The sequence below is a fragment of the Oenococcus oeni DSM 20252 = AWRIB129 genome (assembly GCF_000372485.1).
In the GTDB taxonomy this organism is placed as follows: domain Bacteria; phylum Bacillota; class Bacilli; order Lactobacillales; family Lactobacillaceae; genus Oenococcus; species Oenococcus oeni.
On the sequence record NZ_AQVA01000007.1, the window covers coordinates 82,727 to 97,086 of the forward strand.

The window sequence follows — 14,360 nt, forward strand, 5'->3', positions numbered from 1 at the left end:
AAATTTTGTTGGGTGTATCAGCTGGTGTGATAGAAACATCAACCACTATTTCAACATATATTTTTAGTTAAAAAGAGTTCTCCAAGGAACATTTGTTTAGACAAGAAGACGTAACCAATGTTGCCTATAAAACAATATCAACAATGTCAGTTACGTTATTTATTTCATATGCGGTAATGAGCGTACCGTCGCTGGTTCTATATCTGGAAAACAACAATAGTGTAAATTATTCTGTCTCGGTTAACCTCAGTATGGCGATTACAGAGACTATCAGCTCCATATTGGCAATGCTTTTAACGGTACCAATCACAATTTATTTTCATGCAAAATTTGGTTTAAATAAAGAAAGCAGTAGGCCAAAGTTATGAGTACCGACTTGGTTTTATTTATTTTCGTAATTCTAGCATCTCTTTTTGTTTTTCGAAAAAGAGCATTTGCTTTTCTGCTTTATGCTTTTTCGGTTATTGCCATCACAATTTTTTTAATCGTCTTGATGGCTTATAAGAATGGCATCTATTTTTTTGGAATTATTGGTATTTTATTTCTAGTTTTTTCACTCATTTTTGTCAATAAACTGGATAAAATTGCTTCGAAAACTATTTTGTATTCTTCTTTGGTTGTTTATCCAATTTGTTTTTTAATTTTAAAGATCAACGAACATATATTCCAGGTTCAAGGTTTCGATCCCTTGATGCTCCAATATTTAGACGGATATTCTTTTAAGTTTGACCTTAACTATTACAAGCTCACCACGATTATTATTATGTTTCTTTCCGTTTGCATATCTCTTGATATCGGCATTAGTTACATAGTGTCATTAGAAGAGGTCGATAGAGATCTTCAGACAAACAAGCTTTCTTTGTTAAAGCAACTGGAAAAAAATATTTCTGAAAAAATTCTTGGTATCAATATTAATACACTGATCTTCTCTTTTGTGGCAGGGAATATTTCTTATTTAATTTTTTTAAACGATTTCAAATATAATATTTCGAGCATTCTTAATTCCAAAATTATTTGTTTTGAAATTACGCAGATAACTTTCAGCTTAATTTCTTCAATCGCGTTTATATCTATATCGAAAAAAATCTTCGAGAAAATTTATATTAAAAACCTTAAGGGCGAAGGCTTCGACAGTTCTTAGACAATTTTATTAAGCTGTTTTTTGGATCATTATGTAAAAAAATAGAACGAACTGTTTATAAAATTACTTTCCTATGAACATTTTTAAAAAATTTTCCGTTAATGGATTGAAGGAGTCATCTCTTCTCCACATAATCGCTAATTGGGTTTCCAGAGCTTTCTCTTTAATTTCTCTGAATTCGATGTCCTTTTCTCCTTCGTTTTCGACTTGGAGAATGGCCGATTTTGGAACAATTGCAGTACCGAAACCAACTTTTGCCCCATCGAGGGCAGTTCTTGCATCATCGCAACGAACCACTATCAAAGGATTAAAACCAAGATTTCTGAAAGTATTTTCAATTAATTCTTTAAATCTGCGATAGATTATCAGTGGTTTATTCGATAAATCGTCAATTTTTAAATATTTATCCGGTAAGCCGACAGTATCTTTTTGATTGTTCTTTGCGGAAACTGCAACCATCGGTTCCTTGTCGAAATAATATCCGATTACTCCCTTACTGGAAAAAGGCGTTCTCAGGATCGCCAAATCGATCAGGCCCTTTTCCAAGTAGCCTAAAAGTTTGTAGGTATTCCCTTCGATGACATTGATAGCGATATTAGGATAATATTTTTTAAGTTTTAATAATCTTTGATTCGGTAGTTTGTTTATTGAAGAAGAAATACTGCCAATTGAGAGCGAACCAGAAATTCCTTTATCGAGATACTTAACTTTCGTTTTGGCGACATCCGACAGTTCTGTTATTTGTTCGGCGTAAGGTTTTAGTACTTTACCAGCATCCGTCAGAGAAATTCCTCGAGGGCCTCTTATAAACAAACTTGTTTCTAATTCCAGTTCTAATTGTTTTATCTCATAACTCAATAGTGGTTGTTTAATGTGGAGACGTTTGGCAGCAGCAGTAATTTGCCCTTCTTCACAAATTGTAACGAAGTATCTTAATTGTTTTAAATTCATAGGAATGCACCTTAATCTTTCATGTTGATGATTGATCGATTTAGAAAAAATATTTAAACGCATTATATATCTGTCAATTATTTTTTTAAACAAAAGCTCTAATGAATGTACTGTTTGATATTTCATTGATTTTTAAATTAAAAAAAGGGGGAACAAAATGCATAAAATAAGAAAAATTTCATTGTTTGTTATCTTTATCTTACTGATTTTTGTTGGCTACAAATATTTAAGCCTTTCCGGTCTATTAAAAAAAACAAACATAAGTATCGGCGATAAAAGCAAATCAGTCAAAAACAACAGTACTTTGAGTTCCAAGAAACCTTTTTCTGTTCTGTTACTGGGGACGGATACGGGCGATTTAGGACGCACAGATAAGGGACGAACCGATACACTTATGATTGTAACGGTAAATCCAAAAAAAAGACTACTACGATGGTATCGATTCCAAGAGACACAATGGTAGCCATCCCCGGTCTGGAAGATACTTTCCCTCAAAAAATCAATGCTGTCTATACTTTTACAGACTTGAACCAAACGGTTAACGACATCTCTAAATATTTAAATGTGCCGATTAATTTTGTTGCCTTGGTTAATATGGGTGGCCTGATTAAAATGGTTGACAAAGTTGGCGGAGTAAAAGTCAAATCTCCTTTATCATTTGCCTATAATCCCTATACAGCACATGATACCGGAAACGATCTTTATAAATTTATTAAGGATTCGACGAGTTATTATCACACGACTAATGGTGTTGATTGGACGAAACATAAGACGATGTTTGGCAATGCGGCCCTAGCTTTTGCCCGTATGCGTTATGATGACCCTTTGGGAGATTATGGTAGAATGTTGAGGCAAAGGTTGGTAATGCAGGCTTTGTTGAATAAAGCTAAAAATCCAACTATTTTTCTCAGTAACTCATTTTTTGAATCGCTTTCCAAGAATGTCAAGACTAATTTAACGCTTAACGACCTTTTGCTAATAGCCAAAAATTACAAAAAAGCAAAAGAGCATATAAAGTCTTATTCAATCTATGGAACATCCGATTGGGAAGACGGGGTATCATTCCAGGTTGTTTCCAAAACAAATCAACAGCGAGGCACTAATATCATCAGAAGAAGTCTGGGTCTGTCCAAGGCAACTACTGGTTCGTCTCTAATGGGAAAAACTCAGGAAATAAATGTTCCGGAGGATGTCACCGATATTTTGGGACAATGATTTTTTAGTTCTTTCTTTTATACGGCTATTTTAAGAAAGATAAGCAATTGTTTTGGCAGGCTGTTTCCTGTTTTTAATTATTTTTTTAAGGATTTAATTTAATTATGAATTTTTTTCAAGCAATAATTTTAGCAATCGCACAGGGCGTATCCGAACTATTTCCGATTAGTAGTGTGGCCCATTCGGTGATCATACCCTATCTATTCGGCTGGAAACTTAGTCCATTTTTTTTGAAAACAAATTTTCTGGAATTTGTGGTGATGATGCATATTGGAACAACAATATCCTTAATTGTTTATTTTCGCAAAGATTGGAAAAAGATGCTTAAGTCGTTATTCAATAAAAAAACTTCGAAAAGGAATCTTGCTTTAATTGTTATCGGAACGATCCCGGCAATTATTTTAGGGGCAATTTTTGAACAAACAATTACTAATGCTTTCAGTGATGTCATCGTTGCCTCGATTTTTTTGATATTTAATGGTTTGCTACTTTTCTTTGGAGAACAAACTAAAAAAAGAGGGAATAAAAGTATCGAAGATTTAAAGGGTTGGCAGGCACTTGTCATCGGATGTTTTCAGTCTCTAGCATTGATTCCGGGATTTTCTCGTTCCGGATCAAGTATAACCGCTGGTTTTTGGATGGGACTTTCAAATGAGGAATCTGCCAGATTTTCTATGTTATTGTCCACACCAATGGTTGCTGGTGCAGCCACTTTGGAAATTCCAAAACTGATCAAAAATCATGTTCCCGGACTTTTGAGTTTGTCTTTAATTGGGGGAATTGTTGCTGGATTAGCAGCTTTTCTGAGTATATATATATTAATGCATTGGTTTAATCATAAGAAAAATAATACGATGCTTCCTTTTGCGATTTACTGTATTGTTATCGGTATTGGAGTTCTCGCCTCCAAGGCAATTTAATTCGCTTAATTAATTACTGATTTTCAGTTTGCCGATGTTGGTGTAAATTATAATTACATTGCAATCAACAAAGGAATAAAAAATGGTTTCAAAATTTTGCCAATTAAGTGTTAATGATGTCGATGTGGTCACGAAATTATATATTAAGGTATTTTCTCAATATCCCTGGCATGAAGATAATAAATATGACGATATCAGCAATTACATTATTCATTTGCTCCAAATGAATACCAATCGTTGTTATTTATATAAAGACGATAATGAGCTGGTGGGCGTTGCTTTGGGATTCGTTAAACCTTGGTATAAAGGAGTTGAGTATCAACTGGATAATTTTTTCATATCCTCGGATCATCAACATCAAGGTTTTGGTTCCGACTTTTTAAAAGAAATTAAACGTGCGATGCATAAAATCGGAGTTGAAAATATAATTTTGGAAACAAATAAAGACACGCCGGCCGAGCATTTCTATTTTAAAAACGGTTTTACATCGGTAACCAACCTTCACTCGTTGTCACTGGTTTGCGAAACAAAAAAATAAACTGGTCAAAAATTTAACATTTAAGATGATGAGGAGATTTATTGGAAATCGTTTTTTTATATTTTTTAACGGGTAATTTTTTCAGACCTTATGAAAAGATTTTCAAAATGATTCATAATATATAGAGAACCTAATTTAATAATTTTCTGATTTTCTAAACGAAAGGGAATAATATCATGCCTTGGAATGAAAAAGATTACCCGGTTTCAATGAAAAATATGAAGAAAGTTGTTCGCGATAAGGCTATCGAGATAGCCAATGCTTTAAAGGAAGAAAAATATAGTGATCAAAGAGCCATTTCGATTGCCACCGAACAAGCGGAAAAATGGTATCGTGACCACCATAAAGGCAAAGAAGAGAACCCGTTTTTAAAAAGCAAACGGGATCAAGAGTAAAAAGATAAAATATTTTTTTCGTTTTTTTGATTTATTTGGATATTATATTTTTTAACAAACATTAGCGATAACAGTGAAAAATAGTTGAAAGAAATGTTTTCGCTTTTTTGTTGTTGAATTTTATTCACTTTTAAAATTCTAAATTGTCATTTTTAATAGTGTACTTCCATTTTATAAAAATATACCTGATACAGAAGCAGTTAAAGTTCAATAGTTCAGTTTATAACTTTAAAAATTTTTTCTGACTTAGAATAGTCTTAAAGATTTCTTAATTCTAATCATTTCGAAGGGGGAATTTATATGACTAGTAAAAAAGGTTCGGATCTGTTGGTTAGCGTATTAACTGATTGGGGGATCAAAGAAGTCTACGGTCTTCCTGGAGATTCCGTAGATACAACCGTCGATGCTTTAAGAAGACAAAAAGATAAAATTAAGTTTATTCAAGTTAGGCACGAAGAAGTGGCATCATTAGCTGCTTCTGCCAGCGCAAAGTATACTGGAAAGATAGGTGTTTGCTTATCAATCGGTGGGCCTGGTGCTATTCATCTGCTAAATGGTCTGTACGATGCCAAAATGGATCATGTTCCTGTCTTGGCTTTGCTCGGTCAAGTAACTTCTCAGTCGTTAAATGAAGGATATTTCCAAGAGGTTAATACTCCTAAATTGTTTGATGATGTTGCTGTCTTTAACCGCACGATTTCATCAGTAGATAACCTAGCTGAGATTGTGGATCAAGCTATTCGGAGTGCTTACGAAAACAAAGGAGTTGCGGTTCTAACTATCCCTGATGATATACCTGATCAAGAGTTAAAAACAATTTATCATTCCTCTGCTAAAGCTTTCTCTTTAGCTAAGCCATCAATAAACGAGGAGCAGATTAACAAGGCTTCGGAACTAATAAAAAATTCTCAGAAGCCAATTGCCTTAATTGGGTTGGGGGGCTAAAGAATCCGGAGAAGAAGTTACTTCCTTTCTAGAAAAAAATAATATTCCATTTGTGCAAACTCTTCCGGCTAAGGGCACAATTTCCGATGATCATCCAAATTCCTTGGGCAACGTCGGTAAGCTAGGAACGAAACCGGCCTATGAAGCGATGAAAAACGCCGACTTATTGATTTTGTTAGGAAGCAATTATCCTTATCTACCATACTTGCCAAATAAGGGCCAGGCAAAATGTATCCAAGTAGATTTAAAAGCTGAAAATCTTGGTAAGAGATATAGCGTTACGACGGCAATCCAAGCCGATGTTTACGATGTGGTTCACGCTCTCAATAAAAAAGGAGTTTTGCGTGATAATAAAAGCTTTTTGCAAGCCTGCCAAAAGAATATGGATAACTGGAACAAATGGATGCAAGAAAAGAGAGAACTTGATACTACTCCGATTTCTCCAGAAAGTATGGTAGCCTATATCGATCAAACTGCTCCTGATGACTTAGTTTATTCAATAGATGTTGGCACTTCGACTTCTTGGGCTGCACGATTTTTGCATGTGAAAAGGAACCAAAAGTTCGCTATCTCGGCTTGGTTGGGAACGATGGGATGTGGTCTTCCAGGAGCGATAGCTGGTCAGATAGTATTTCCGAAAAGAAGAGTTTTGTCGCTAATTGGCGATGGTGCATTTTCAATGGTCATGCAGGACTTTGTCACAGCTGTTAAGTACAAACTTCCAATTATTTTTGTAATTATTAATAACCAAAAATTGGCATTTATAGAATATGAACAGCAATCTGCTGGACAACTCAATTACGAAATAAATCTCGCAGATATTGATTTCGGAAAATTCGCTCAGGCAGCCGGCGGAATTGGTATTACAGTAAAAAGCAATGATAAATTTAAGGAAGCCCTTGATCAGGCTTACCAAACCAAGGACAAACCGGTCTTGATTAATGCGTATGTAGAAGATAACGCACCATTACCTGGGAAAATCGTACTTGACGAGGCAAAAGGTTTTGCTAAATTTGGTCAGGAATACTTAGAAAATTATTGGAAGATTCCAGAATTGCCGCCATTCAAAGATATTCTGAGACAGTTTTTCTGAAAATAATTTTCGACTACAAAACGGGTTCTTCGGGAACTCGTTTTTTATATATTCAGAATTATGATTTTCTACTTTAATTGATGATTTTATATCATGGCTAATTAATTTTAAAATGTGTTATCGCATTATGCTGGCTAGGGAATTAACCATTGTGGAAATAAGGACCGTACTAAACAAAAAGGAAATTAAAGCTTGGCCCAATGCTACCTTTCGAAATTCGGTTGTTGAAAAGTTAGTGTCTGAGACCTGATAAGTCATGCCAATGGTATAAGACAGGTAAATAAAATCCCAAAAATTAGGCAGCTCCTTGTTATTAAAATCGACTCCGCCCTCTTTTTTACCGATATTTTTCTTGTAATACATTTCTGAATAATGGACTGCATATAGAATATGTATCAAATTCCAAGAACAGAAAATGCTGACAATACAAAAAATAATTTCAATGGGATTTCCTTTACTATAGGTAAAAATAATAATCCCGATAACTAAACTGGCCAAGCAGGCGACGATAATCAAGATATCTAAAATTGGGTAACGAACTCCTTCTTTTAAAGTGATTTGTTTAGTATGTTGACCATCATCCGGCTGAAATGCTAAATAAATTAAAGCAATTAAAATTAAAGCTCCACTGTCCCAAGCAATCAATAAAGATATTTCCCAATTGAACCAAAATTTTGCAAAAATACAGATAAATAATCCCAGGACAAATGAGAGTATGAAACGACTTCTTTTTCTTTGAATAACTTTTTTCTGGCTTTTATGATCCATAAATTTGGATTCTTCCTTTATACCATTCTGGACATTACGGGATTCGAACCCGTGACCTCTGCCATGCGAAGGCAGCGCTCTCCCAACTGAGCTAAACGCCCGAAAGACAAGAAATAAATCTTGTCATTACTAATAACTTTATTTTATTGCACTTTAGCCAAAAAGTATTTTTTCTTGCCACGACGAATGATGATGAATCTACCGTCGAATTTTTCTGTTGGATCGATTACCCCATTAACATTGGAAATTTTCTCGCCATTAATTGTGATTGCACCGTTCTTTAAATCCTCACGGGCTTGGCGGCGAGATTTCTCGATTACTTTGTCCTTCACTAATAATTCAACTACATCTGTTTTTTGATCTGCGACTTCGATTGTTGGAACTCCTGAAAATGCAACGGCAACCTGTGAAGCTGTCAAGTTTTCAACGTCTCCATTAAATAGAATTCTAGAAATCTTTTCTGCTTCTTCGACGGCTGTTTGGCCATGAACAAATTTTGTTACTTCCTCGGCTAAACGTCTCTGGGCTTCTCGTTTCTCCGGCTCGTTTTTAACTTTATCGGCCAATTCTTCAATTTCTTCGCGGTTCAGAAAAGTGAAAATTTTCAGTAATTTAACCACATCGGCATCCGTCTGATTATAGAAAAATTGATAAAACTCATATGGCGATAAAAATTCCGGATCAAGCCAAATAGCTCCACCGGCTGATTTGCCGAATTTTGTACCATCCGATTTCAACAACAACGGAACTGTTAAACCAAAAGCCTCGGTGTCCGGACCAACTAATTTATGAATTAATTCAACACCGCTGGAAATATTTCCGTATTGGTCGGCTCCGCCAACCTGCAATTGGACAGCTTTTTCTTTGAACAGAGTATAAAAATCAATTGCTTGTAAAATTTGATAAGTAAATTCGGTAAAGCTAATGCCTGCCTGTAAACGTGAGGCGACCACATCGCGTTTAAGCATAACGTTAATTGAAAAGAGTTTTCCATAGTCACGTAAGAAACTGATTAAATCCAGTTTCGAAAGCCAACCGTAATTATTCACAATTTCGAAGCCATCTTTGCCGAATAGGCGGGTCATTTGTTTTGTAATTCGGCTAACGTTCTCATCAAAAACATCTTTTGGCAAAAGTTTTCTTTCTGATGCTTTTCCTGAGGGATCTCCGATCATTCCGGTTCCGCCTCCAACGACTATCACGGGACGATGACCAGCATTTTGGAAACGTTTTAAAATTGTGAGCGGAATTAAGTTTCCTATGTGAATTGATTTGGCGGTTGGATCGACGCCAACGTATAAACTGATTTTTTTATGTTTTAATAAGTTGGCTAAACCACTTTCGTCTGTCGTTTGTTTTATCGAGCCACGCCATTTCAAATCTTCAATAATATCCATATTATTTGCTCCTAAACAATAAAAAACGCCTCGATATAATCGGGACGAATTTCTCCGCGGTACCACCCGGATTGTGTTTTCAAGGAAAACACCAACTTAATTATCGAGACGGATCTCAAAGTTTGCTGTGTAATTCATGAATTTTCTGGGTTGGTTTTCAGCTCCACCAACTTTCTGTGTGACCGCCAATCCACTACTATCAGCCGAGATTGCTTAAATTATAACAAACAAGTTCAAATTGCGCTAATAATCTTTGCAATTATTAATTCGATCAGAGCGATTATCAACGCCAAGCCAAAGAGAGTTGTTTCTTTTTCAGAGAAGGATAGTAGTTGATTAATTGAAATCTTATTTATTATCTCGAACAGAAAAGCAAGGATTAAAAGAATTAATAAAGCAGGCCACAGTCCTTGAAGCGAGTTTTGAAAATCTTCGTGAGACAATCCGATTCCCAAGGCCAGAGAAAAACTAATCAAAAACCAAACAAGCAGGCTCCAGTTGAATGTGACTCTAAAGGAAAAAATTTCCGGTTGCAGCCATAGAGTCAAATAATAAATTGCCAGGGAATTCCCGATCATAGGTGCAAATCCAATTAATAAGTTGCCAAAGGCCTGCCAAAGATTTTTTGGATTTGATGAATGAGTGACAAAACCAACCTGACCATTTTTCGGGACTTGTAATAAATGAAAATTTTCAATATGATGACCAAAAAACAAAGCTAAAAGCAAATGAGATAATTCATGAACGATTACGCCGATTGAACTTATAAATAAGTAAAAACCAGTGCCAAAGCGACTGATAATTTCCGAACCGGCGCGATTAATTAAATAGGAAATCAGCCAAGCGAAAAAAGCTGGAATTAAAATAGCAATTCCCAACATAATAAGGAAATATTCAATTGTTTGTTGAAAAAAGTTTATCAAATTCAATCGGCTAACAAATCGGCAAAGGAAGCACCGATTAGTTCGGCAACCTGTTTTGCATTAATTAAATCGCTTCTGTTCAGTTCTCCGGCAGAAACATAAATCAATTCATCGCTTAAGGACGTTTTGTCGAAATATATTGGAAACTTACCATGATGATTATGCCAGATACCGACAGGATTGTTTGCCCCATGAATGTATCCAGTCGTTTTTTGCAGTTCTTTTAAGGGAATCATTTCTGTACGCTTGTTTCCGGAAACAGCTGCCAGTTTTTTCTCGTCCAAATGTTTTGTGACTGGTAAAACGGCAATCACCGGGCCGCTTTTGTCACCATTTGAGGCCAGCGTTTTATAAATCAAAGACTCTCGGGGGATACCCGCCTTTGACAAATTTTTTTTAATTTCTGTGCTGCTTTGATTTAAAACATTAAGTTCTAATGATTGGTAGGGAATCTTATTTTTATCCAAAAGTTGTTCAACTTGTGTTTTTTTAATCTTTGTTCTTTTGCTCATAATTAGATTTTAATTCTTTATTAAATGTAAGCGTTATCAGTTATACTAAGGGTTTTTACGGTCTTAACCGGCTAAATCTTTGCTGTATAATGGATCATGTTAGGGTGCGTCTAAAACACGTGCTTTAGAACAAAAAGATTATAGGAGATATTAAATACATGGCAGCTAATGCACCTGCAGTTGATTATGATTCAACTGAATATCTAGAACTCGTCGATAAGTGGTGGCGTGCAACCAACTACTTGTCAGGCGGAATGATTTTCCTAAAGAACAATCCGCTCTTTAGTATTACAAAGACTCCTTTAAAGTCGGAAGACGTCAAGTTCAAGCCAATTGGACACTGGGGTACGATTTCAGGACAGACATTCATTTATGCCCATGAAAACCGTCTCATCAATAAGTATGGTTTGAATGCTTTTTATGTCGAAGGACCTGGTCATGGTGGCCAAGTTATGGTTACTAATTCATACCTTGATGGTTCTTATACTGAGGATTATCCTGAAATTACTCAAGATCTTAAGGGTATGTCCAAGTTATTCAAGCGCTTTTCATTTCCTGGTGGAATTGGATCTCACGCTACCGCTCAAACTCCTGGATCACTCCATGAAGGTGGCGAACTAGGCTATTCACTTTCCCACGGTATCGGAGCTATTCTTGATAATCCTGACCAAGTTGGTTTCGTTACGGTTGGTGATGGTGAAGCTGAAACCGGTCCAGCTATGACAGCTTGGCACGGTATCAAGTTTATCAACCCTAAGACCGATGGTGCTGTCCTTCCTATTCTTGATTTGAATGGTTGGAAGATTTCCAACCCAACAATCTTTAGCCGTATGAGTGATGAACAGATTGCCAAGTTCTTTGAAGGACTTGGCTGGTCTCCTCGCTTCCTTGAAAATGATGAGATTCATGATTTTATGACTTATCACAAGAAGGCTGCAAAGCTTTTTGATCAAGCGATCGAAGATATTAAACAAATCCAAAAAGATGCTCGCGAAAACAACAAATATCAAGATGGCACAATTCCTGCATGGCCGGTTATTATTGCTCGTTTGCCAAAGGGTTGGGGCGGTCCAAAGTTTGATGAGGATGGTAATCCTATTGAAAATAGTTTCCGTGCTCACCAAGTTCCATTGAATTTCTCGGCAGAGCACATGGAAGAATTGCCACAATTCGAAGAGTGGATGAATTCTTACAAGCCTGAAGAACTGTTTAATGAAGATGGTTCTTTGAAAGCCGAGATTTCTGCAATTGCTCCTAAGGGCAGCAAGAGAATGGCTGCAAATCCACTGGCTAATGCTGGTGTTGATAATTCTGATTTGAAGCTTCCTGATTGGAAGGAATATTCAACTGGTGTTACTCCTGAGAATCGTGGAACCGAAATGAAGGATGCTAACATGAACATGGATATGGTTACCTTGTCTGGGTTCTTGGCTGGCGTTGCTAAACTAAATCCAACTCGTTTCCGTTTCTTTGGACCTGATGAAACGATGTCTAACCGTCTTTGGAAACTCTTTGATAAGACACCTCGTCAGTGGATGAGCAAGATTAAATTCCCTAATGATGCTTTGTTGGCGCCTGAAGGTCGGATTATTGATTCTCAACTTTCTGAACATGAAGCTGAGGGATGGCTGGAAGGCTATACCTTGACTGGCCGTGTCGGCATGTTTGCTTCTTATGAATCATTCTTGCGCGTTGTTGATTCAATGATTAATGAATACTTCAAGTGGATTCGCCAAGCCGATGCCGAACCATGGCGTAATAAGTACCAATCATTGAACTTAATTTCCACCTCGACTGTCTTCCAACAAGATCATAACGGTTATACTCACCAGGATCCTGGAATGTTGACTAATTTAGCCGAGAAGAAACAAAATTATATTCGTCAGTACTTACCGGCTGATGGTAATGAATTATTAGCCGTTGCTTCTCGTGCATTGGTTGATCGTCAAAAGATTAATCATATTGTTGCTTCTAAACAACCTCGTCAACAGTGGTTTACTGCTGAAGAAGCTGAGAAACTGGTTAACAATGGTCTTGGTATTGTCGACTGGGCTTCTACTTCTCCTGATGGGGATGTTGATATTACCTTCGCATCTGCTGGTACTGAACCAACGATTGAGACTTTGGCCGCTTTGTGGTTGGTCAATCAGAGCTTCCCAGACGTAAAGTTCCACTATGTCAATGTTGTTGAATTAGGTCGTTTGCAGAAGAAGGTTGGTCCGTTAAACGATGATCGTTCACTATCTGATGAAGAATTTGATAAATTCTTTCCAGCTGGTAAGCCGGTTGTCTTTGGCTTCCATGGCTTTGAAGATTTGATTGAAGCAATCTTCTATGAGCGCAATCATCATAATCTTCATGCTCATGGTTACCGTGAAGATGGTGACATTACTACCCAATATGATATGCGTGTTTATTCTCATTTGGATCGTTTCCACCAAGCTATCGATGCCGTTTCAGCATTGAAAGACGAAGGCGTTATTGATGGTGAAAAAGCCGATAGCTTTATCGATGACATGAATAAAATTCTTGATAAACACTTTGAAGTTACTCGTAATGAAGGCCGTGATATTGAAGAATTCACTGACTGGAACTGGACTGCTTTAAAGTAATAACTTTTATTGAATTACTTAATTAAAACCACGGACTTTAATCCGTGGTTTTTCTTTGCCCAAAAATTTAAAAAAATAAGTCATTTGAAACAATGGTTCCAAGGTTTGTGGAATTTAGATAAGACAAAAAAGCCATTAAATAATTTAATCTGGGGGATTTAATTACTAAGAAAACAAATCTCTATTTTTGATATTTAATCTTCTTTTAAATACACTTTTAAGCTTAGATAATAAAGACTGATAATTATTAATGCCCACATTAATGAATTTAATAGATCGAACATAATCACTTGGTTGCAAATCAGGAAAATCAATATTCCATAAGCTGAAATTAGATAAATTCGGTAGCGAATTAATTGTTCTTTGTGTTCGCGATAATAGTACTTATTCAGTAGCACTGACAAAATTAGTAAGATGAGCAGAATTGTCTTGAGAATTGCAAAGTTATCCATAACAATTTTTTAAAAACTACAATTATTTATTAACGTTTAACATTTTTATTTTACTATAATTTTCATAAAAAGTAAAAAACTAGTCAGATAGTACTAATTTTCGCGAAAAAGGCCCTAAAAATAGTAATAAATTACTATTTCTTTAAAATCGTCAACATATGCTTCATTTTTTAAAATTACAAAAATCTTTTCTTTAATAGGTAGATTGTAAAATTAATCCGAACGCTGTTCGGACAAAAAAGATCAGCTTCCTTTAAAATGGTGTTTACCACAAACCCATCTTTTAGGAGCTGATCTTTTGTCTAGTATAACCTATTCCGAACGAATTAAAATCGAAACTTTTTGTGAACTAGGGCTGTCCAATATCCAAATGGGCGTTCGGCTGAACCGATCACCGTCAACAATTTCTTATGAATTATCTCGATGTCAACCTTATCAGGCTGAATTAGCACAAACAGATGCCGAATACAAGCGATCACGATGTGGTCGGAAAACTAA

At 35.9% G+C, this 14,360-nt stretch carries 14 protein-coding genes, 1 tRNA gene and 1 pseudogene; 10 read left to right on the forward strand and 6 right to left on the reverse strand.

Features of this window, described 5'->3' with window-relative positions:
• Nucleotides 1-92: 92 nt before the first annotated feature.
• Nucleotides 93-368: a YibE/F family protein gene (locus A3G9_RS1000000109910; protein WP_080034724.1), complete on the forward strand. Its 276-nt coding sequence runs from the start codon at nucleotides 93-95 to the stop codon at nucleotides 366-368.
• The gene (locus A3G9_RS0106005; RefSeq protein WP_002820679.1) at nucleotides 365-1,141 is read left to right on the forward strand and encodes a YibE/F family protein; all 777 of its coding nucleotides are present in this window, start codon (nucleotides 365-367) and stop codon (nucleotides 1,139-1,141) included. The genes A3G9_RS1000000109910 and A3G9_RS0106005 overlap by 4 nt, the downstream gene beginning before the upstream one ends.
• 63 nt (nucleotides 1,142-1,204) lie before the next feature.
• Here A3G9_RS0106005 and A3G9_RS0106010 read toward each other — a convergent pair whose 3' ends face one another.
• A complete protein-coding gene (locus tag A3G9_RS0106010) occupies nucleotides 1,205-2,092 on the reverse strand; it encodes a LysR family transcriptional regulator (RefSeq protein WP_002821476.1) in 888 nt (295 codons plus the stop codon).
• A gap of 157 nt (nucleotides 2,093-2,249) precedes the next feature.
• Here A3G9_RS0106010 and A3G9_RS1000000109740 point away from each other — a divergent pair, with 157 nt between their 5' ends.
• The 6 genes and pseudogenes from A3G9_RS1000000109740 to A3G9_RS01000000109520 all read left to right on the forward strand — a co-directional run bounded on the left by A3G9_RS1000000109740 (nucleotide 2,250) and on the right by A3G9_RS01000000109520 (nucleotide 7,198).
• The gene (locus A3G9_RS1000000109740) at nucleotides 2,250-2,555 is read left to right on the forward strand and encodes an LCP family protein (protein ID WP_004164925.1); all 306 of its coding nucleotides are present in this window, start codon (nucleotides 2,250-2,252) and stop codon (nucleotides 2,553-2,555) included.
• A complete protein-coding gene (locus A3G9_RS01000000109515) occupies nucleotides 2,525-3,307 on the forward strand; it encodes an LCP family protein (protein ID WP_080111455.1) in 783 nt (260 codons plus the stop codon). The genes A3G9_RS1000000109740 and A3G9_RS01000000109515 overlap by 31 nt, the downstream gene beginning before the upstream one ends.
• Nucleotides 3,308-3,411: 104 nt before the next feature.
• Entirely contained in the window at nucleotides 3,412-4,227 is an 816-nt protein-coding gene (locus A3G9_RS0106020; RefSeq protein WP_002821475.1) for an undecaprenyl-diphosphate phosphatase, read from the forward strand.
• A gap of 82 nt (nucleotides 4,228-4,309) precedes the next feature.
• The gene (locus A3G9_RS0106025; protein ID WP_002821474.1) at nucleotides 4,310-4,765 is read left to right on the forward strand and encodes a GNAT family N-acetyltransferase; all 456 of its coding nucleotides are present in this window, start codon (nucleotides 4,310-4,312) and stop codon (nucleotides 4,763-4,765) included.
• A 176-nt stretch (nucleotides 4,766-4,941) separates the two neighbouring features.
• Nucleotides 4,942-5,160, forward strand: coding sequence for a DUF2188 domain-containing protein (locus A3G9_RS0106035; protein WP_002817749.1), 219 nt, complete (start codon nucleotides 4,942-4,944; stop codon nucleotides 5,158-5,160).
• A gap of 300 nt (nucleotides 5,161-5,460) precedes the next feature.
• Nucleotides 5,461-7,198: pseudogene (locus A3G9_RS01000000109520) on the forward strand (pyruvate oxidase).
• A gap of 117 nt (nucleotides 7,199-7,315) precedes the next feature.
• Here A3G9_RS01000000109520 and A3G9_RS0106050 read toward each other — a convergent pair.
• From A3G9_RS0106050 to A3G9_RS0106070, 5 genes are all read right to left on the reverse strand, one after another.
• A complete protein-coding gene (locus tag A3G9_RS0106050; protein ID WP_002821473.1) occupies nucleotides 7,316-7,966 on the reverse strand; it encodes a DUF1345 domain-containing protein in 651 nt (216 codons plus the stop codon).
• 28 nt (nucleotides 7,967-7,994) lie between these two features.
• Nucleotides 7,995-8,067, reverse strand: a tRNA-Ala gene (locus A3G9_RS0106055).
• A 42-nt stretch (nucleotides 8,068-8,109) separates the two neighbouring features.
• Nucleotides 8,110-9,363, reverse strand: coding sequence for a tyrosine--tRNA ligase (tyrS, locus tag A3G9_RS0106060; protein WP_002821472.1), 1,254 nt, complete (start codon nucleotides 9,361-9,363; stop codon nucleotides 8,110-8,112).
• Nucleotides 9,364-9,596: 233 nt separating this feature from the next.
• Nucleotides 9,597-10,244 (reverse strand): hypothetical protein, encoded by a 648-nt coding sequence (locus A3G9_RS0106065; RefSeq protein WP_002822724.1) that lies wholly within the window; start codon nucleotides 10,242-10,244, stop codon nucleotides 9,597-9,599.
• Between the two features lie 44 nt (nucleotides 10,245-10,288).
• Complete coding sequence (locus A3G9_RS0106070; RefSeq protein WP_002817744.1) at nucleotides 10,289-10,798, reverse strand: aminoacyl-tRNA deacylase; 510 nt, start codon at nucleotides 10,796-10,798, stop codon at nucleotides 10,289-10,291.
• A gap of 158 nt (nucleotides 10,799-10,956) precedes the next feature.
• Between A3G9_RS0106070 and A3G9_RS0106075 the strand changes: the two genes are divergently transcribed.
• A complete protein-coding gene (locus A3G9_RS0106075; protein ID WP_002817743.1) occupies nucleotides 10,957-13,410 on the forward strand; it encodes a phosphoketolase family protein in 2,454 nt (817 codons plus the stop codon).
• A 750-nt stretch (nucleotides 13,411-14,160) separates the two neighbouring features.
• Nucleotides 14,161-14,360, forward strand: a 200-nt coding sequence (locus A3G9_RS1000000109925; protein ID WP_143444855.1) for a helix-turn-helix domain-containing protein, incomplete at its 3' end; no start/stop codon positions are given.